The 20,221-nt window shown below is 43.1% G+C and carries 14 protein-coding genes; 6 read left to right on the forward strand and 8 right to left on the reverse strand.

The features are described from left to right. Window positions 1-115 precede the first annotated feature (115 nt). Together serA and HQR03_RS03715 are read left to right on the forward strand one after the other, a co-directional pair. Window positions 116-1,342, forward strand: coding sequence for a phosphoglycerate dehydrogenase (serA, locus tag HQR03_RS03710; protein WP_025650938.1), 1,227 nt, complete (start codon window positions 116-118; stop codon window positions 1,340-1,342). 386 nt (window positions 1,343-1,728) lie between these two features. Next, on the forward strand, window positions 1,729-2,262 hold the full coding sequence (locus tag HQR03_RS03715) for a DUF488 domain-containing protein (protein ID WP_101211827.1): 534 nt from the start codon (window positions 1,729-1,731) through the stop codon (window positions 2,260-2,262). A gap of 106 nt (window positions 2,263-2,368) precedes the next feature. On the opposite strand, the gene trhO is transcribed toward HQR03_RS03715, so the two are convergent. Beyond that, entirely contained in the window at window positions 2,369-3,448 is a 1,080-nt protein-coding gene (gene trhO / locus HQR03_RS03720; protein WP_244951971.1) for an oxygen-dependent tRNA uridine(34) hydroxylase TrhO, read from the reverse strand. Window positions 3,449-3,748: 300 nt separating this feature from the next. Here trhO and HQR03_RS03725 point away from each other — a divergent pair, with 300 nt between their 5' ends. Next, window positions 3,749-6,967: an Eco57I restriction-modification methylase domain-containing protein gene (locus tag HQR03_RS03725; RefSeq protein WP_173239190.1), complete on the forward strand. Its 3,219-nt coding sequence runs from the start codon at window positions 3,749-3,751 to the stop codon at window positions 6,965-6,967. Between the two features lie 83 nt (window positions 6,968-7,050). On the opposite strand, the gene HQR03_RS03730 is transcribed toward HQR03_RS03725, so the two are convergent. From HQR03_RS03730 to metX, 3 genes are all read right to left on the reverse strand, one after another. Next, window positions 7,051-7,632: a tetratricopeptide repeat protein gene (locus tag HQR03_RS03730; protein ID WP_101210612.1), complete on the reverse strand. Its 582-nt coding sequence runs from the start codon at window positions 7,630-7,632 to the stop codon at window positions 7,051-7,053. A 411-nt stretch (window positions 7,633-8,043) separates the two neighbouring features. Beyond that, window positions 8,044-8,664: a methionine biosynthesis protein MetW gene (metW, locus tag HQR03_RS03735; protein WP_025650943.1), complete on the reverse strand. Its 621-nt coding sequence runs from the start codon at window positions 8,662-8,664 to the stop codon at window positions 8,044-8,046. After that, window positions 8,661-10,133 (reverse strand): homoserine O-acetyltransferase MetX, encoded by a 1,473-nt coding sequence (gene metX / locus HQR03_RS03740; RefSeq protein ID WP_173239208.1) that lies wholly within the window; start codon window positions 10,131-10,133, stop codon window positions 8,661-8,663. Before metX ends, metW begins: the two co-directional genes overlap by 4 nt. Before the next feature lie 330 nt (window positions 10,134-10,463). Here metX and hemH point away from each other — a divergent pair, with 330 nt between their 5' ends. After that, window positions 10,464-11,483: a ferrochelatase gene (gene hemH / locus HQR03_RS03745; protein WP_101210610.1), complete on the forward strand. Its 1,020-nt coding sequence runs from the start codon at window positions 10,464-10,466 to the stop codon at window positions 11,481-11,483. A 72-nt stretch (window positions 11,484-11,555) separates the two neighbouring features. Here the strand turns inward: hemH and HQR03_RS03750 are convergent, their stop codons facing one another. After that, window positions 11,556-11,888 carry a hypothetical protein gene (locus HQR03_RS03750; RefSeq protein ID WP_173239191.1) on the reverse strand — a complete coding sequence of 111 codons (333 nt, stop codon included), beginning with the start codon at window positions 11,886-11,888 and terminating at the stop codon, window positions 11,556-11,558. A 160-nt stretch (window positions 11,889-12,048) separates the two neighbouring features. On the opposite strand from HQR03_RS03750, the gene HQR03_RS03755 reads away from it, so the two are divergent. Further along, complete coding sequence (locus HQR03_RS03755; RefSeq protein ID WP_173239192.1) at window positions 12,049-13,353, forward strand: right-handed parallel beta-helix repeat-containing protein; 1,305 nt, start codon at window positions 12,049-12,051, stop codon at window positions 13,351-13,353. Window positions 13,354-13,420: 67 nt separating this feature from the next. On the opposite strand, the gene HQR03_RS03760 is transcribed toward HQR03_RS03755, so the two are convergent. The 3 genes from HQR03_RS03760 to HQR03_RS03770 all read right to left on the reverse strand — a co-directional run bounded on the left by HQR03_RS03760 (window position 13,421) and on the right by HQR03_RS03770 (window position 18,897). Next, window positions 13,421-14,209, reverse strand: coding sequence for an SDR family NAD(P)-dependent oxidoreductase (locus HQR03_RS03760; RefSeq protein WP_101210607.1), 789 nt, complete (start codon window positions 14,207-14,209; stop codon window positions 13,421-13,423). A 968-nt stretch (window positions 14,210-15,177) separates the two neighbouring features. Continuing rightward, window positions 15,178-18,132 (reverse strand): DNA polymerase I, encoded by a 2,955-nt coding sequence (polA, locus tag HQR03_RS03765; RefSeq protein ID WP_173239209.1) that lies wholly within the window; start codon window positions 18,130-18,132, stop codon window positions 15,178-15,180. A 351-nt stretch (window positions 18,133-18,483) separates the two neighbouring features. Continuing rightward, complete coding sequence (locus tag HQR03_RS03770; RefSeq protein ID WP_101210606.1) at window positions 18,484-18,897, reverse strand: organic hydroperoxide resistance protein; 414 nt, start codon at window positions 18,895-18,897, stop codon at window positions 18,484-18,486. 294 nt (window positions 18,898-19,191) lie between these two features. On the opposite strand from HQR03_RS03770, the gene HQR03_RS03775 reads away from it, so the two are divergent. Next, a complete protein-coding gene (locus HQR03_RS03775) occupies window positions 19,192-20,097 on the forward strand; it encodes a hypothetical protein (RefSeq protein ID WP_173239194.1) in 906 nt (301 codons plus the stop codon). Window positions 20,098-20,221 lie beyond the last annotated feature (124 nt).

Consider the following 20,221-nt stretch of genomic DNA (forward strand, 5'->3'; position numbering starts at 1 on the left):
TAAATGTACTAAGTTGTACTATTTGCGCTCGGTTGCCTTGTACCCACTTTAAACTGCTTCGACTATAGATTATCCTTCAGATAATTTTATAAGACAATTATAGGACAGTTCTCATATGGCGTTATCACTACAAAAAGACAAAATCCGCTTTTTATTGCTTGAAGGTCTACACGACAATGCCTTAAAAATATTGACAGATGCTGGTTATCAAAACATCGAGAATATCAGTCATGCGTTAGATAAAGAAGAGCTGATCGAAAAGATCAAAGACGCTCACTTCATCGGTATTCGCTCACGCACCCAACTGACGCGTGAAGTACTGGAGCATGCGCACAAGCTGATTGGTATTGGTTGCTTCTGTATCGGTACCAACCAAGTAGACTTGGAAGCGGCTCGTGAACTGGGTATTCCCGTCTTTAACGCGCCGTATTCGAATACTCGTTCGGTGGCTGAGTTGGTATTGGCCGAAACCATCATGCTGTATCGCGGCATTCCTGAAAAAAATGCCACCGTACATCGCGGCGGCTGGGGCAAGTCTGCGACCAACTCGCATGAAGTACGTGGCAAGACCATGGGTATCGTCGGCTATGGCTCTATCGGCTCACAGTTGTCTGTGTTAGCAGAAAGTTTCGGTATGAAGGTCATTTATCATGACGTGGTGACCAAATTGCCATTGGGTAACGCCGTACAAGTCGGCAGCTTAGAAGAATTACTGTCGACCGCTGATATCGTGACCTTGCATGTTCCTGATGTGCCAAGCACCCGCTATATGATGAAAGCTGAGCAATTTGCGCATATGAAAGACGGTAGCTACTTTATCAATGCGGCACGGGGTACTTGTGTCGAGATTGATGATCTAGCAGCGGTATTAGAATCTGGCAAAATCTTGGGCGCGGCGATTGACGTATTCCCAAAAGAGCCAAAATCTGCTGACCAAGAGTTTGAATCACCGCTACGTAAATTCGATAACGTGATTTTGACGCCACATATCGGCGGCTCAACGCAAGAAGCACAAGCCAACATCGGTCTAGAAGTCGCAGAAAAATTCGTTCGATATTCAGATCAAGGTGATACCCTCACGGCAGTGAACTTCCCAGAAGTCTCTATTCCGTTTAAAGAAGGCTCACATCGTCTGTTACATATTCACAAAAACGTACCTGGCGTCCTCTCACAGATTAACCGTCTGTTCGCTGAGGCGCACATCAATATCTTGGCACAGAGCTTAATGACCGAAGGCGATGTTGGTTATTTGGTCATGGACGTAGATTACAACGACTCAAGCGCGGCGCTGGATCAGCTAAAAGACGTTGAAGAAACCATTCGCGTCCGTATTTTGTTCTAATAGATTACTCATAACGTTTCAGACTGACGGTATACTGATGGTATAAAAACACGTCTTAAAGTAAGTTAAGCGAAATAGCAGATGACCTTGGTGGTTGTCTGCTATTTTTTTATGTTGGGTATCGTTATAAGTATAGGGTCTAGATTGCTTTGTTTGATTTTACTGCGTTAGCGACCTTCGACCACGATTGTCCTACAAAAGTCCTAATGAGTGAGCAGGTTGAGACTGGTTAATATTGAATGAGCAAAACCATTGAACCATTTAAGACAAAACCATTTAAGACAAGAGCATGCAAAATAAAACCATACAAAATAAAGCCATGCAAAATAAGACGACAACCATAAAACTTAAAACCACAATGTGACAATACGATAACGGCTTAACTTATGACCACCACATTTTATACGATTGGACATTCGACCCGTAGTCTTGATGAGCTGATTGAGATGCTTCAAGCGGCTGATATCGAATTGCTCATCGATGTGCGCAGCTTTCCTCGTTCTCGTACCAATCCTGTTTTTAATATCGATACTTTTCCACAAGCGCTCAGTCAAGTTGGTATCAGTTATCAGCACTGCACCGACCTTGGCGGGCGACGTCCAAAACAAAGGCAGGTCGATGAGCAGATAAATGATTTATGGCGCGTGCAAGCTTTTCATAACTATGCAGATTATGCGTTGAGTGATACTTTTCAAGCCGCTCTCGACCAACTCATGCAACTGGGAAAAAAACAGCGTCTGACCCTGATGTGTTCTGAAGCAGTATGGTGGCGTTGCCATCGGCGTATCATTACCGATTATTTACTTCTGAGAGGCCATAGGGTGGATCATATCATGGGCGTTGGTCGCTTAGATCTTGCCAAACCAACACCAGGAGCTGAGCTAAATAGTCAAGACCAAGTGGTTTATCCAGCGGTATAAAAAAAGGGTTAAAAGAAGATACGCTGTTGGTCCCTTCTTTTAACCCTCATTTTCAATAAATCCGCATTTCTAATAGACGCTAGTGTCGTTAAGTGTTTGCTGATTTCTATTGTTTAGATTTAGCGTTTTCTTGCTGCTTTCGCGCTTCAATCTTTGCCGCTTTACGCTTTTCTATAACGTCCATCACATCGCTACCAATATGCGCTTCGCCGCGCTTTTTCGCCAGCTGCATTTGATGCTCGCGCTCACGGAATCGCGCTTTTTGCTCGTCAGTGGCTTTATCGATACAATGCGGGCAAGATTCGCCTTTGATATAAGCCGCACTTTGCATGTCATCTTGCGTAATGGGCATACGACAAGCGAAGCATTGCTCATAGCTGCCTTTTTCTAAGTTATGATTGACCGAAACCCGATTGTCAAAGACGAAGCAATCACCTTGCCACATAGAGTCGCTGACGGGCACTTCTTCGAGATATTTTAGGATGCCGCCTTCTAGATGATAAACCTCTTCAAAGCCTTGCTCGCGCAAATAGGCTGTAGACTTCTCACAGCGGATACCACCGGTACAGAACATCGCAACTTTTTTATGCTTAGCGGGGTCAAGCTCTTTTGCGACGTATTCTGGAAACTCGCGAAACGTTTCGGTATTCGGATTGACTGCATTTTGAAACGTACCAATTTGCACTTCATAATCGTTACGCGTATCAATCAAAATAACCTCAGGATCTGAGATAAGCGCATTCCACTCGCTTGGTTTTACATAGCGGCCGACCGATTGCAAAGGATCGATATTTTCTACGCCCATTGTCACAATTTCTTTTTTCAGCTTAACCTTCGTGCGATAAAAAGGCTGGGTATCGGTGTAAGATTCTTTAAAAGTAAAGCTGCCGATCGCTTCGATGCCACGCAAATAATCTAGGACATTATCGATACCTTGGCGGCTACCAGAAATCGTGCCATTAATGCCTTCAGCAGCGATTAACAAAGTACCTTTGACCTCATTCTCAATCATGGTATTTAAAATCGGCTCACGATATTGCTCAAAATCTGCAAAGCGCGTGAACTTATAAAGGGCAGCAACGACGATGTTATTGGTGACGCTATCGTAAGCAGGTGCTGACTTGTTGTCAGTCAGATTACTGTTTTGGACATTGCTATCTATATTTTTGTCTTGAATAGTACTCATGTTTTTCTCCTGCTGGCTAGGTCGCAAACCTAGTGCAATGATGGATTAAAAATTTAGTTTAAAAAGAGACGATAACACCTATCTAATTGTGGAATTGATAAATGCGCGCGTAGTATAGCAAATTTTGCTAAGGTTTTGAATCGTTTAATAGCTGATGGCATCGTTACAGGCATACACGACTTATTCATTAATTTATCTGAACGATTATAGCTTTTAGGCGTTTATACGATGAGTAGAGCTTGCTATAGTAGGCGTTTGCTCATCATTTTTTTCTATTTATTTCATTGTAAAGGCGCTTGTATGTCTCTGTTTCAATCTATCGTCATCGAAAAATATGTCCGCGAACTTGATAACACCCAGCTAGAGACAGCATGGCAGACTTATAGCCATTGTTTTTTAAACCTATCAAAGCAAGATAATATTCGCCTAAGTAAAGAAGAACAGTATCAAGAAGGATTTTTGCGCGACTTATTCGTCGATGTGTTTGGCTATACCTTAAACCCCAATCCTAACTATGACCTTACCACTGAATTCAAAAACCAAACCAGCAGCAAAAAAGCAGACGGCGCGATACTCAAAGACGGTCACGCCATCGGAGTGGTCGAGCTAAAAGGTATGAATACCACTGACCTTAGCAAAATCGAGCAACAAGCTTTTGGCTATAAAAACAATCAGCCCCAATGTCGCTACGTCATCACCTCTAACTTTCAAAAGCTACGCCTGTATATTGATAATGCGGTCGAATTTATAGAGTTTGATTTATTTACTATGACCCAAGACAAATTTGCACTGTTATATCTATTACTGCATCGCGATGGGGTCATGGCAGATTTGCCTGCCAAGATTAAGTCTGAATCACTGTCGCAAGAAGAAGCGATTACTAAACAGCTATATCGAGATTATTCTGTCTTTAAGCGTGAGCTGTTCGCTGATTTAACCGCCAAGAATCCTGACATTGATGCGTTGATACTATTCCAAAAATCGCAGAAGTTACTCGACCGACTGTTATTTATCTTCTTCGCCGAAGACAGTCATCTGCTGCCTGCCAACTTTGCCAAAGGTATCATTAGTGAGTGGGAACAGCTCAAAGCTCTCAAAAGAAACGAGCCGCTGTACGATCAAGTTAAACAGTATTTTTCATTCTTAGATAACGGTTATAAGGACGAGCACTGCGAGATATTTGCTTACAATGGTGGTCTGTTCCGCCCCGATGAATTGCTCGATAAAGTGATCATTAGCGATGAGCTACTACGCAGTCATATTCTTATCCTATCAGAGTATAACTTTGCCAGTGAAGTCGATGTCAATATTCTGGGGCATATTTTTGAGAACTCCCTAACTGAGCTAGATGAAGTAAAAGCAGTGCTTGCAGGCGAGGTGGTGGACAAAGCGCAAACCAAGCGCAAAAAAGATGGCGTGTTTTACACGCCAAAGTACATCACCAAATATATCGTCGAAAACACAGTCGGCAAGCTTTGTGAAGACAAAAAGTTAGCGTTAGCATTGAATGACGAAGATTATGAGCAAGATATTACTATTAATAAAAGCGGTAAAAAACGAAAAAAAACAGATAAGAGAATCGAAGAAGAAAAGGTAGCTCTAGATAGATTAAATGCGTATCGAGACTGGCTATTACAAATCACGATTTGTGACCCTGCGGTAGGGAGTGGGGCGTTCTTGAATGAGGCGCTAAACTTCTTAATCGCTGAGCATGAGTATATCGTTGAGCTAGAGACTAAGCTATTTGGTAGCGGTCTGGCTTACCCTGATATCGAAAACAGTATTTTAGAAAACAACTTGTTCGGGGTCGATATTAATGAAGAAAGCGTCGAGATTGCCAAGCTGTCACTATGGTTACGCACAGCGCAGCCACGACGTAAGCTGAATAATCTCAATGATAATATCCAATGCGGTAACTCACTGATTGATGATGTAGAAGTCGCAGGCGATAAAGCTTTTAATTGGCAAACGGCATTCCCACAAGTCTTTGCAAAAGGTGGATTCGATGTGGTGATTGGTAATCCGCCTTATTTACGCATTCAAGGACTTCAAAGTGCTTATCCTGAAATGGTTAGCTATTATGAAAAGCAATTTGAATCTGCGATGGGGAATTATGATATTTATGTTTTATTTATTGAACGCTCTTTAGATTTAATTAAAGAGACTGGACAAGTTTCACTTATTTTACCGCATAAGTTCCTTATTTCTGAGTTTGGAGAAGGCGTCCGTAGATTACTGGCAGAAAACAAGCTTGTTGCAAGTTTATTACACTTTGAGGAACATCTAGTCTTTGAAGTAACGACTTATACTTGCATTTTAACGCTTAATAAAATGTCAAAAAATGAGCTACAATTTAGCTTTATCAACCCACAAAAAATCCAAGAAATGATTGAGTGGACAAGTTTGTCTTATGACGAATTGACTCATGAGAAATGGAATTTATTATCTGATACTGAAATTAATTTATTTGAAAAATTACATAAACAACCCTTAACCGCAAAAGATGTATTTTCCAAAATATTTGTTGGATTACAAACCAGTGCAGATAAGATTTTTCTGATTGATGGTCATATTGAAGGTAATTTAGTTAAAGGCTATTCAAAATCTTTAGGCTGTGAGGTTGAGATTGAAGCAGGTCTCATGAAACCTTTGTTAAAAGGACAGGACGTAGCAAGATATAAATCTCTAATAAATGAAAACTTTGTCTTATTTCCATATAGTATTGACTCTGATGGTAAAGCAAAATCAATGACTGAAAATGAAGTAGCCCAAAACTTCCCTTTGGGCTATCAATATCTTAAAGCCAATGAAGTAGCGTTAAGAGGACGCGAAAAAGGTCGTTTTAATGAACCAAATCAATGGTACTTATTTGGTAGAAAGCAAGGTATAAACGAGGTGGAACAGTCTAAAATTATTACTCCAGAGATATCTTTGGGTTGTAATATGAGTTTTGATGTTGGGTCTATGTATCATAATACTAAGTGCTATTCTTTTATTTTAGATAAGCCGTCTGATTTGGCATATAAGTTTTATCTCTCAGTTTTAAATTCAAAAATATTATGGTTTTTCCTGTCTAATACTGGCTATGTTTTACGTGGGGGTTACTTCACTTTTAAAACAAATTATTTATATCCTTTTCCATTACCTAAACTGCCTGATAATGCTAAATATTTTTCTCAAAAAGCCGATCTAATGTTATCGTTAAACGAGCAGTTGCAGAACTCAACTGGTAAGTTTGTTCGCACCTTGCAGCGTAAATTTGATATCGACAAACTCAGTAAAAAGCTAGAAAATTGGCATGAGCTAACGTACGCAGAGTTCATCAAAGAGCTAGGCAAAAAGAAAATTAAAATGAGCTTGGGCGATGAAGCTGAGTGGGAAGAGTATTTTTTAGCCGAACAGACTAAAGCAAAGCAATTGATAGCAGAAATTGAACGTACCGACCGTGAGATAGATCAAATGGTCTATAAGCTATATGACTTAACCGATGCTGAGATTGCCATTATCGAAGCCAGTTAATGTCAGCATTTATCATTCTCTAAACACAAAAAATCCAGCTCAAAGGCTGGATTTTTTATTCGCTAAAATAAATAGCGTTAGACTTATTTACTCTGAAACCAAGTATCCGCTTTACTACGAGCGCTAGCGATGTCTGAGCTTGATAAGTTCAATGCTAACTGACCGATTTTACCGCGTGCTTTGTTACGTACTTTTTCATCAAGCATGCCGTCACGGGCAGCCAAATCGTACCATTTATAAGCATCAACTAGGTTCTTTTGCTTTTCATCTAGCAAGGCAAGCGTATAGCTGGCACGGTTATCGCCGCGCATTGCCGCTTTTTCTAGCCAAACACGAGCTTGTTGTAGGTTTGGTTGGACACCTTCACCGCGCAAGTACATGATGGCAAGATTCAACTGAGCAGGGGCAACACCTTGTTGAGCCGCTTTGGTATACCACTGGATCGCTTGCTGAGTGTTTTGGGCAATCCCTTCACCTTTTTGCAAACGTTTGGCTAAGTAAAACTGAGCGTGATCGTTGCCTTGGGCAGCACGATTAGACAATTCACTGACAGGCATTAGCTCAAAACGTGAGGTATCAAGTGGCACGTTTGATATTAACTCAGCGTTGGCAAGGCCAGCACAAGAAAACAAGGCAGTGAACAACGCAGCTTTTAATAATTTCATAGCAGCTCCAAAATTAGGCAGTTAATAAGCAAAAAGAGTTGTACCGCTAAACATTGTCTCGCTAAAGACAGTTAGACGGTGATAACAATTAGGTGAAATCTTGCGATATGAACTTACCTAATTATTAGCAATTTAAATAGTTGTTGAGTATAGCCGTTACCTTTAGTCAGACCGATAAACGGTTAAAATAGAGGTGTGACTGACACTATTTCGCTAGCTTAACACCCAAACTTACGAAACTCAAATACTAATTACACGATTTAATCCTCATCACTACCTTAGTGTCCTTAATAAAATCATAGAGTTACTAAGAGATAATAAAGAGTTAACAATGTATTAAGGTCTAAAAACGTGCGTAATGTCTATTTTTAGATAATTTCAAAGGGGCGTAAACCCTTATTGTTGTAGGTATTATTGTGCTGGTTTTTGTTTGGTCACACGGTAAATAGCGACGTCTGCCAGCAGATTTGGCGCTTGGCGTATCAAGGCTTTCATGAGCGGTGTGTGACCTTTTTCCGAATCACTAACGGCAAAGCGGTTGATGATATGGATGTCATACTTGGCACAAAGCTGCTCAAAGTCTTTAAAGGTACATAGATGAATATTTGGCGTGTTATACCATTCATAAGGCAGCGCTTCTGAAACGGGCATCATGCCTTTAAGCCCTAGATGAAGTCGGTTTTGCCAATGGGCAAAGTTAGGGAAGGTGATGACTGCTTCGCGGGCAACTCGCAGCATATCGAGCAAGAGCACATCAGGCGCTTTCACCGCTTGCAGGGCACGTGCCATGACCACGGTATCGAAGCTATTATCAGCGAAGCGCGCAAGGCCGTCATTCAGGTCTTGTTCAATGATAGACAAACCTTTGGCGATACCATCATTGATTTTTTCTTCGTCAATCTCAAGCCCATAGCCAGTGACGCCGCGATGTTGCTGCAAGTGTGCAAGGAGCTCACCATTGCCACAGCCTAAGTCCAGCACATGTGACTGCGGGGCAATCCAGCGCTCGGCCAGTTGATGATCCATTCTCATGAGCGCACTCCTGTTTGCTGACGACTGTTTTTCGTCTGGCAGTTTTTAGCATGGTTGTCCGTGATAAATGGCGCGGTCAAAAATCCTCTAACGGCGCCCATATAACGGGGAATATCAAATAAGAAAGAGTCATGACCATGTGGCGCATCGACATTGATATAGTTGACAGGTTTGCCAGTCGCCATCAAGGCATCGACAATCTCTTGTGAGCGCTCAGGAGCAAAGCGCCAGTCGGTGGTAAACGACACCACTAAGTACTGACACTGAGTGTGGGCAAAGGCCGCTTTGAGCGCCGCTAATTCTTGCTGACGATCGTTTTCAGTGTCAGTTTGAGTTTCGCTGTCAGTTTCATCGCCAGTTGCTAAGTTATCAGTTGCTAAGGTAGCTTCAAGCGCATGCTGTGCCGCTTGTTTGGTCGCATTTTTAGTCGTTTCGACAGACGCCGCGATTGAGTCGTCAAGTAGCGATCCAGACTCCGACGGATTTGTAGAGTCTACTGATGGTGCTGTTGACTGGGTTGATGACTGCCCTGACAGATAGCCACGCGTTGGATCAAAATAATCCAAAGCTTTGGTCATCAGCAAATAAGTATTGGCATCGAAATTTTCGCTAAAGCGTTCGCCTTGATAGCGAAGATAGCTTTCAACCTGAAACTCGACATCATAGCCATACATAAATTTGCCAGATTTTAAATCACGACCAAATTTAGCCTTCATCGCATCATCGGTCAAATAGGTGATATGACCAACCATACGTGCGAGGATCAGTCCGCGACGAGGGTAGGTGCCAGCTTGTAAATAGCGTCCATCCTTAAAGTCGGGGTCAGACAATATGGACTGACGTGCGACTTCATTAAAGGCAATATTCTGGGCAGAGAGTTTGGGCGTACTGGCAATGACCACGCAGCGTTTTAAACGATTTGGATAGTCGACCGACCATTGTAGTGCTTGCATACCGCCCATTGAGCCACCGACGATGGCATGCCAGACGTCAATGCCCAAGCGATCTGAGAGCATGGCTTGGGTTTTTACCCAGTCTTTGATGGTAACCAACGGAAAGTCAGGGCCATAGACCTCTGCTTCGCTAGTGTTATCTGCTTGTTTTGCATTGACACTGTCAGGATTAATCGTCGTTGGACCAGTAGAGCCAAAACAGCTGCCAATATTATTGAGGCATACCACATAAAAGCGGTTGGTATCGATGGCTTTATTGGGGCCAATCATATTGTCCCACCAGCCGGCCTTTTTATCATCGGCACTGTGCAAACCTGCTGCGTGATGGTTGCCGGACAAGGCATGACAGATTAATATGGCATTTGATTTGTCGCTATTAATAGTGCCATAAGTCTCTACCATTAAGTCAAATGAGGGCAGGGTGCGGTTGCACTCCAAGGTCAAGGGTTCGGCAAAATGGAAGTTCTGTGGTGTGACGATTCCAACTGAGCCAACGGTATCGACTGAGCTATCCACATGAGCGTGATCTTTTGGGGAGTGGTCACTGGTACTATCAGGACGTGCGTTCAAAGCTACCTCGCAAGACGACAATTATCAATTATCAATAAAAAAATAGGATGGCAATATGCTTGCCTATTGTATGGCGATGCGCGGATGAGCACAACCTTCGAGTTGAGTCTTTCGAGCGCAGTGACCATCCAGTGCGTATCAAATTGTATTAGTGTGCTTTTACCACGCGCTATCGATCTATAAAATGCTACACTCATAACGCAGTCATTCAATAATGACTTAATAATCTTTTACCTCATATTCTTCTTTAATTAACCTAATAATAAATAATACTCTATGAAACCTAAATTGCCCCCACGTATTGCCGTTTTATTGGTCAACCTTGGTACGCCTGATGAGCCGACAGCGCCTGCGGTACGTCGCTACCTCAAACAATTCTTATCAGACCCACGGGTGATTGAAATCCCAAAATTCCTGTGGGCGATTATCCTAAATCTGTTTGTGTTGCCAAGCCGTCCTAAACGGGTGGCAGAAGCTTATGCCAGTATTTGGGATGGTGACTCGCCAATGCGCAATATCCTGAACCAACAAGTGGCGATGTTAGATACGCGTTTGGCTGAGCAGGTTGCACCATTTCGTGTTTCTGTCCATTCTGCAATGAGCTATGGCAATCCAGGTTTGCCCGATGTGATGGACAAACTGCGTAGCGAAGGCGTTGACCACTTTGTGATGTTACCCGTATTTCCACAGTATTCAGCGACTTCAACGGGTGCAGTGTACGATGCCATTACTAAATGGTCGCTAAAGCAGCGTAACTTGCCTAATATTACGATCGTTAAAGACTACTTTGCGCATCCTTTATATATAAAAGCATTAGCGGATAGTATTCGCCGCTTTCAAGCGGTACATGGCAAACCTGACAAGCTGATGTTTAGCTTCCACGGTATTCCGCAGCCGTATATGGATAAAGGCGACCCTTATCCTAGACGTTGTAAATGTACCGCAGCGCAAGTCGCGCACGAGCTTGGTCTAAAAGATGACGAATGGATTATTAGTTTTCAGTCACGCTTTGGTAAGCAAGAATGGGTTAAGCCTTATACCGACGTCATACTCGATGAATGGGCTAAATCAGGTGTAAAGTCAGTACAAATTCTCAGTCCAGCGTTCTCAGCGGATTGTCTAGAAACGTTGGAAGAATTGGCGATTGAGAACCGTGAGAACTTTCTTCATGCTGGCGGGCAAGAGTATCACTATATTCCAGCGCTGAATGCCGATGAGGCGCACATAGATTTGTTAGAAGCTATTAGTGCGCCATTGGTCAAAGGTTGGGCAGGCACTTTGGATGGTTGGGCTTAAACGATTGTATTTATTAAACCATAAAAAAATACCGAACATCGTGTTCGGTATTTTTTTGTCTAAACAGTTATCCTAAAAATCATCATCGTTACTACGTTCAGCGGCTTCTCTATCAGCGATATCCATCGCATCTGGATAATCACTGTCATCTAAATTGTCTTGAACCAATACTTCATCGACGCGCGATTCATCGATATTTTGACGATGCATGGGCGTCAATCCTTGCGTTGCATCTGTGCCGACTTCCGAATTGTCAAAGCCCGCGCTATTATCAATGACATCATCATTATCGATGGTATGTAGCATGGGATTGTCTAAATCAACTTCTTGGCTGTTATCATTGATGTCGGTATCACCTTGGATATGATCCATCTCTTCTGGTAACGGCGTTTTTGAATGATCCATAAGGGGTTCCTTGTTCGTTGTTATTAATGGTTATTATTGATGGCTATGGTTGTTTTTACTTATCACGCTGAGTGTGACGCGTTATGATGACGACTGATAGTAGTAAGGTGTGACAGGATGTTCAAAAAATGTAAGATGAATCATAAATAAGAGGTGCTTAATGGTCGCCAGTAAGAAGGGTTTAATCACATTCTCGTTAATAACAGCCTCGTTGCTCAGTACCACGGTAGGTCTGACGGCTTGCGAACGACTGCCTTTCGTTAATGCTGATAGCACTAGAGAAAAGGTTAAGGTACAACAGCCGCTGGTGATTGATAGCAAACTCCCGACCGCTACGACGGTGATTGATTGCACACAATTAACACCCAAGCAGACGGTGGTGATAAAAGGTCATAGCGCACTCAGTAACAGCTGTGATTTGACAGGCAAGTCGCTACGCTTTGAGCTCAATGAGTCAAACAGTTCACTCGACTGTCGGGGCGCACGGCTTAGTACTATGGCTGATGATCCATCAAAGGTCAGCGCCATTACTATTAAGCCGAAAACAGATAGAGCTATCGATAATATAGCTGTGGCCAATTGTCATGTGGATGGCTATGGTCATGCGCTGCACATTCGCCAATATAGCAACCCCAATCAGCGTTACGCGCGCGGCTTTACCAACCCTGCTGACAACCGCACCCTTGCGCCAAGCAATATCCGCGTCATTAATGTCAGTAGTCGCAATAGTATTAATAGCGGCATGTTCGTCGGAGATCATGCGCATAACATTACTTTTGATACAGTGCATATCCACAACGCAGGCACCGTTGGGCTCTATTTAGAGTTTGGTAGTCGTGATAACGTGATTAAAAACTCTGTCTTCGTCGGTAATGGCTTTCGTACCTTTAAACCCAATCGTGAGGCGATTGCCGTTGATTCGTCGAGCAACAATCGTATCGAAAACAATCAATTTATTCATAATGGCGCAGGCAGTATATTGCTCTATCGCAATTGTTTTGAGCATGCCGACGATCCGGCGCGGAGCAATCACTTTAAGCGTACTGAGTCGAGCCGTGACAATATTATCGTTAACAATACCTTTGAAGATGAGCCAGTCGGTGTTTGGGTGGCGTCAAGGCAGTCGCGCAATCTAAAAGGTTTTGAATGCGGCGCTTATTTAGTGAAGCAAACGCCATTTGCCAGCTATCATTTGGACAGTGCTAAAGACAATCAGATTATCAATAACCGTTTTGAGCAGGTAGAGCAAGGCATTATCGTAGAGGATGACGGCACGCTAATTAAGGGCAATAAGTTTGCAGCAAACGTCCGCTTACCTATTATTGTTGGTTCTGAGATTCGGGAAGACAGCGCAGCAGGCGCAGTCAAAGATACGCGGATTGACAATAATACCTTTATCGATAAATCTATCGAGCAGGCTATTGATATTAGACCAGCAAGCAAAACGGCTACTCATATTGAGTAGCCGTCATTGTGATTTACATTAGATAAGCATCATCGCTCATAGATACGATAGCGGATAGGCGCTGCTGTTATTGGGCGCCCACTTTTGTATTGATCCAGCGAATAAGTGGATCAGGAGTGACCTGCGAGAGAGTCTGAAAAACTTTGGCCGGTATACCAACAGAGTAGTGCGTACTTTTTAGCTTACGGTTGGGGCTGGTGCTCAATTTGCATAAAGTCTTGGCCACATCATGGACGGTCAAGTTAATACCTAAACGGTCAATACTGGTGACTTCGATGTCTTTGGTCATGTCGGACTTGACCCAGAGTGGCATCACATCAATGACTTTGATGCCGAGTTTCTCATATTCAATATTGAGACCTTCGGTGAGACCACGTACAAAAAACTTACTGGCCGCATAAGTGGCAACCTCAGGCTGACCATAGATAGCCGATGCCGAGGACACATTGACGATTTTGCCATCTTTGCTCTCCGCCAAATAAGGCGCTAGCTTATGACAACCAATCAGCACGCCCTTACAGTTGACGTCGATGAGCGACAATTGCTCTTCTAATGCTGTCTTTGGCAATGCTCCGCTAACCAGCACACCCGCATTATTAATCAGCGTATCGATGCCGCCAAAGTTATTAATCATTTGCTCGATAGCGCCATCCCATGAATCAGGCTGAGTGACATCTAACTGACCAATAATGATGCGTTTCTTTTTTACGGCCTTTTTAAAGGCTTTGTCTTCGATAGCCTGCTCAAGCGTCGTTGTATTGGTTGCAAATAATCCAACGTTGTGACCTTTGGTGGCCAATCTTTTGGCAGCGGCCAGACCGATACCGCGTGATGCACCTGTAATTAATATATTCATAATGGCTCGCTTTATAGTTATCAATGAGTTAAATCGAGGTGCATTACCAGCTGACTATATGTAGATAAACAGTTACACACAGCTACGGTTTTAATGTAAGGATCAAGACCATCCATTACAATCGTTATCGTCCCTCGTGCTTAGACTCAGTATAACAAACTAATGGACAAGGATTGTGCTTAAGATAATTACTAGTGGCAACCTAACGCTACGTCTATATTTACTTAACAGTTATTGAGTCACCACTATGGGGCTATTGGTTAATATGACTCAATTCAAAGTTTAATTTACGCAATAGGCATGATTCAAAATCGCTTAATTTAAATCGCCATAAATAAACCAACGCGATCACATAAATAATCGTTTCCGCGAACTCTTCGACTATGCCACCCAAAGTGTGGGGGAACATAATAGCGTTCTCTCCCATATATTGTAATATGGCCAAAGTGGCGACACCAAGATAGAGCGATACGTCTACATCTTTTAGTATTGCTCAAAGGTAGCGCCATGAGTAAATCAATAAGCCAACGCTCATCAGGTAGATTACTAAAAGCACAGCGTCCTCCCACCAGTCATAAGAATGACTGAGAAGCGAAAAATTACTTGGGATAAATAATTCTGGTAAATAGTTTAACTCACGACGAATGACCGCGACGAATACGAGAACTGAGGCCAACCAAAAGGCTTTAATTTGTTTGACATGACTCTGTGCTACGTACTGCGCGCAGCGTAGCAAGCAAGCTATTAATAGGATAATACTGGGAATTTCAATGAAGCCATCTGTCGCCAAAATAAGGCACTCCTGCTTTTTTTTGAAATAAAAAAGTGAGCCCTTGGGCCCACTTCAAACCGTAAATTGTCTCATAAGACCAGATAATTTAATGTACTGCTATTATACAGCGAAATGCCTTATCATGCCATTATGTAATTTAACTAATCAGTCATATCTCATTGTTAATACTACACAATCAATGCGCCTCATCCCAGTTTTGACCACTATCGGTCTCCACCAATAACGGTACCGCGAAGTCTACATGCCAACCTTTTTCCACGGCTGTCGTCCTTAAGACGTCTTGCATGGCATCGGTAATCAACTGGCTAATTTCATCAACCTTGTCGCTATCCACTTCGAACACCAGCTCATCATGGACTTGTAGCAGCATTTTGGCTTGCTCTCTTGGCAGTACTTTATCGACGGCAATCATGGCAAGCTTAATTAGGTCGGCGGCAGAGCCTTGTAGCGGCGCGTTAATCGCTGCGCGTTCTGCCCCTTGCTTAACCATACGATTGCTATGATTGATATCTGGCGTATAGAGCTTGCGACCTAATATCGTCTCGACATAGCCTTTTTCATAAGCGCTGGCACGCGTATTGATCATGTAGTCTTTGACGCTTGGATAACGCTCAAAATACATATCGATATAATCTTGCGCCTCATTACGGCTCATTTGCAGTTGCTTGGCTAGTCCAAAGGCACTCATGCCGTACAGCAGACCGAAGTTAATGGCTTTAGCGTTGCGGCGCTCGGTGGCGCTGACCTCTTCAACCGTTTTGCCTAAGACTTCAGCAGCCGTTGCGGTATGAATATCTAGGCCCTCGTTAAAGGCGCGGGTTAAGTTCTCATCGCCTGAGAAATGCGCCATCAGACGTAATTCAATCTGTGAATAATCCGCAGCCAGAATAACGCGACCTTCTGGCGCGATAAACGCTTGGCGAATCAGGCGACCAGTGGCGGTACGAATAGGAATATTCTGCAAGTTAGGATCAGTGGATGATAAACGACCGGTGCTGGTCAATGCTTGATGGTAGCTGGTATGCACGCGATCCGTCTCCGCATCTGCGACATTATCGAGCGCATCGGTATAGGTGCTTTTGAGCTTGGACAGTCCGCGATATTCCAATGTGATATCGACCAATGGGTGGTCAATCTTTGATAATACCGCTTCGCCAGTCGAGTATTGACCAGATTTGGTTTTCTTGCCACCCGGCACGCCCAGTTTTTCAAACAGCATCTCACCCAGTTGCTTTGGTGAGCCTAAGTTAAATTCTTCACCGGCGACTTCATACGCGCGTTTTTCTAGCGTGATGATTTCTTCATCGAAGCGTTTTGATAGCTCGTTTAAAAATGAGCGCTTGATTAAAATGCCATTTGCTTCCATTTGGCAGAGTATCTCGGCAGTTGGAATCTCTAGCTCATGTAAGAGCTTGGCATTATTTTTATCATCAGCAAGCTTTTCACTAAACAAATCAAACAACTGATAAGTGATGTCGGCATCTTCGCAAGCATAGTCACTGGCGATATCGATGGCGACTTGATCAAAGGTGACTTGCTTGGCGCCTTTGCCGGCGACGTCCTCAAAGCTGATGGTCTGGGTGTGCAAATAATGGCGCGCCAAATCATCCATGCCGTGACGAGTAGCTGCCGCATTGATGACATAGCTGGCAAGCATGGTATCCATTGCCCAGTTATTAGGGCTGGCATGGATAGCGCCTACTAAATCAATACCATAATGACTGAGAATATGCGCGTCATATTTTAGGTGTTGACCGATTTTGCCTATTTTTGAATTTTCCAAAACAGGTTTAAGTTTCGCTAATACCGTATCACGATCAAGTTGCTTTGCAGTCAGCTCATCACCTTCCAGACGATGAGTCAGCGGAATATAATAGGCTTCATGCGCTTGCAGGGCAAAAGACAGCCCGACGATTTCGGCTTGACGCCAATAGACGCTGGTCGTTTCGGTATCAATAACGAAGTGCGGTGCAGCCTCTAATAATTTAACCAAGCTGTCAAAGGCAGGCTCGTCTAAAATCGTATGCCATGCTCTATCAGGATTTTTGCTGTCAGTGATATTCTCAATAGTGCTTGATTGTAGCGACTTAGCTATTTGCGCTTGTGACTCGGCATCGGCTTGACTGTTAGCGACACTTTGCGAGCCGTTGGCTGGATGGTTTGGGTGGTCAAGAGACGCTAGCTCGTTTCTAAACTCAAGCTCATTATACAATTCGCGTAATTCATCTATATGGGCACATGGATCGGTATTGATTTTTAGATCGTTCCAGTCCTGACCGATAGCTAAGTCTGTCACGATGGTGGCAAGCTTCCTATTAAACGGAATATCATCAGCATGTTCAATCAAACCTTTGGCACCTCGACCTTTGATAAAACCAATATGCTTTAACATATTGCCGATGTCGCCATACTCAACGAGTAGGTCTTTTGCCGTTTTTTTACCGATACCAGGCACGCCTTTTATACCGTCTGAGGCATCGCCCATCAAGGTCAAAAAATCAATCATTTGATTTGGCATAATACCAAGCTTGTCTACGACCGCTTGAGTGTCCGTGACTTTGCCAGTAAAGCTGTCTTCCAATATTACGCAGTCATTAACCAGCTGCATCATGTCTTTATCGCCGGTGGATATGACGACGTGATGGCCTTGTTCAACCGCACGATGCGCCAGTGTCCCGATGATATCATCGGCTTCTGCACCCTCGATGCGTAACAGTGGAATACCTAATGCGGTCACCAAGCGATGAATATAAGGAATCTGCTCTACCAGCTCTATGTCGATGGGCGGACGAGCGGCCTTGTAATCAGCAGACATATGGTGGCGAAAAGTCGGTGACTTGGTATCAAAGCAAACCGCCATATGAGTAGGGTGATAACGACGCATCAGCTTGAGTAACGCATTGAGCGTGCCACGGATGGCATTGGTGATCAGGCCTTGCGAGTTTTGCATGGTCTTCGGTAAGGCATGATAAGTGCGAAACAGATAGTAAGAGCCATCAACCAAAATAAAAGGCGGCTGATTGCTGTCCACATGACTGGTGTCCATGGTCGCCACATTGGGCATAGTCTCAAAGTTTGGCAAGACTGCAGGATCAATCGCTTGATGGGAGTTGTGGTCACTGTCGGTCATGGAGTCGGTCATAGGATCAGTCATAAAGGTCACTTATCAGCTATTAGATAGAAATATGTGCTTATTATAACGATAAAAATGACGTGTGCCGAACTGCTTAAAAGTTATGATATGTTCTATAGTCAAAATATTCTAAAAACGCGATGGTATCGCTGATATCTATTTTTCGTCACCTCTGTCTGCGCAGGTACGGCAAGCAAGAAAAATTGATATCAGCAATGGGTGATGGTTCGATACTACTTTTCACTCACTATAGCGTTATTATTTTTTGGCCAAAATTTAAGGAAAAAAAGAACCCAGCGTTAACTGAGCTCTTTTATATCTATTACTGATACTGTCATTGTTCAGGAATTATTTTACTTCTGAGGTCACTTCGCTATCTATATTACCGCGTGTGGCTTTCGAGTATGGGCAAACTTTATTGGCTTTCTCGACCAGCTTTTGAAATTCATCGGCTGAAAGTTCTGTATTTTCGCCAGTAACGTGAATTTTCACTGCCAGTTGAAAGTCTAGACCTTCACCTTTACGTAAATCTACCGATACTTGAGTGGTCGAGTCAAATTTTGCTTTTTCTTCGCCTTTGACTGCCGCAAGTGCGCCATCGAAGCAAGCCGCATAACCCATAGCAAATAATTGCTCTGGATTATTACCATCTTTACTTGAACCCGGTGCGACCATGTTAATCGTCAAATCACTATCTTGTAGACTAGCTTTACCAGAACGACCGCCAGTGACGGTTGCTTGAGTAGAATATAACGTGTTCATAACATATCCTTTGTTGTTGGTTTATTTATATAATTATTTAATCCAATTAGCCATCAAGCATAACAAACTGGACGCTACGCTCTATAGCTCAGTAGTAACCATATACAATGACTTTGTAAGTGAGCATTTATGTGAATAACGATAATGTGCTTCACATTCACCAATAAGCATTGCTAAACAATTAATGGCTTTAAATATATAAGTCATGGCGACATTGATGTAAACTAGTCACATGGTTTTTCACACACTATCAGCATAACCCTATAAAAAATCCTAACCGTAAGGACGCCTTTTATGAAAGCAACAGTATTTTTGCCTATGACCCTATCCTTACTCGCGATGGCACTCGTAGGATGTGGCGGAGAAGATGACGGTGTCTACGGTTCAGGCGACAATAAAATCACGCTGACGAGCTTTGGCAATAGCTATGACAACCAAGCCAACGCGAGTGCTATTGCGCGAATTGATCAGATATACCGCACTGGCGGGCGCGAAATTAAGATAAAAAATCTGGTGAACAGTTATAACAACCAAAGTCTTAATAGCTTAGACAGAACCGTGCTGGCAGCTGATTTTGAAGGAAGGCTGGAAAATAAGGATATTGAAGTCAATGGTCGCACCGTCAAACGTCCTATTTATGAGACAAACAGCAACAAGCAATTGAACTATGAGACTACCTATAAAACCCTGAATCTCGCAGGTTTGAACGCTGGTAGTTATAGTCCGGGCACTACCATAGGCAATAGCCGTGGTATCATTACCGATTTAAATAACTATCCTGATATCCCAACCAATGTGACGTTCCCAGCGGGCTCGGTTTGTTATATTCCAGTGGTCACTAGCGAGCGCTCGTTTTTAGCCTTTAATGAAAAAAATAAAACCGGCTATAGTACGCTGGACAGATGGATTGAGGCGGCCGAAGAACGTTTTAACGACGATAGAGATTTTAGCACCTCACGCTTTGGTGTGGGTTTGGGCAATGACCAAAAAGCTGCGCAAGTGACGTTTTTTGAGTTTAGAAACCAGCCTGCTTATCAATACAATGGCGTTGAATATGATAATGATATTTATGAAGCCGACTCTGTGGTGCAAGGCAGCACTGACCCGAATACCAACAGTGTGCGCGGTGTCGTTGACTGCACGATAGTCAATGAGGTGGCAGGGGACTTCTTAGCAGCGCAAATCACACGCTATTATTAAATTCAAAAAATATTAAGCACTTTCTAGTTAAGTGTTTTCTAATTAAACACGCTCTATTTGACCAGTAGAGCGTGTTTTTTTATGCGCTAATTCTGCAACCTGACGCTAAATCCGCTACAATACG

Source organism: Psychrobacter okhotskensis, from assembly GCF_013248965.1.
Lineage (GTDB): Bacteria > Pseudomonadota > Gammaproteobacteria > Pseudomonadales > Moraxellaceae > Psychrobacter > Psychrobacter okhotskensis.

What these genes read in the sequence shown, in the direction of transcription:
- serA (WP_025650938.1), top strand. Translation starts at nt 116, where the DNA reads ATGGCGTTATCACTACAAAAAGACAAAATCCGCTTTTTATTGCTTGAA.
- HQR03_RS03715 (WP_101211827.1), top strand. Translation starts at nt 1,729, where the DNA reads ATGACCACCACATTTTATACGATTGGACATTCGACCCGTAGTCTTGAT.
- trhO (WP_244951971.1), bottom strand. Translation starts at nt 3,448, where the DNA reads ATGAGTACTATTCAAGACAAAAATATAGATAGCAATGTCCAAAACAGT.
- HQR03_RS03725 (WP_173239190.1), top strand. Translation starts at nt 3,749, where the DNA reads ATGTCTCTGTTTCAATCTATCGTCATCGAAAAATATGTCCGCGAACTT.
- HQR03_RS03730 (WP_101210612.1), bottom strand. Translation starts at nt 7,632, where the DNA reads ATGAAATTATTAAAAGCTGCGTTGTTCACTGCCTTGTTTTCTTGTGCT.
- metW (WP_025650943.1), bottom strand. Translation starts at nt 8,664, where the DNA reads ATGAGAATGGATCATCAACTGGCCGAGCGCTGGATTGCCCCGCAGTCA.
- hemH (WP_101210610.1), top strand. Translation starts at nt 10,464, where the DNA reads ATGAAACCTAAATTGCCCCCACGTATTGCCGTTTTATTGGTCAACCTT.
- HQR03_RS03750 (WP_173239191.1), bottom strand. Translation starts at nt 11,888, where the DNA reads ATGGATCATTCAAAAACGCCGTTACCAGAAGAGATGGATCATATCCAA.
- HQR03_RS03755 (WP_173239192.1), top strand. Translation starts at nt 12,049, where the DNA reads ATGGTCGCCAGTAAGAAGGGTTTAATCACATTCTCGTTAATAACAGCC.
- HQR03_RS03760 (WP_101210607.1), bottom strand. Translation starts at nt 14,209, where the DNA reads ATGAATATATTAATTACAGGTGCATCACGCGGTATCGGTCTGGCCGCT.
- polA (WP_173239209.1), bottom strand. Translation starts at nt 18,132, where the DNA reads ATGACCGACAGTGACCACAACTCCCATCAAGCGATTGATCCTGCAGTC.
- HQR03_RS03770 (WP_101210606.1), bottom strand. Translation starts at nt 18,897, where the DNA reads ATGAACACGTTATATTCTACTCAAGCAACCGTCACTGGCGGTCGTTCT.
- HQR03_RS03775 (WP_173239194.1), top strand. Translation starts at nt 19,192, where the DNA reads ATGAAAGCAACAGTATTTTTGCCTATGACCCTATCCTTACTCGCGATG.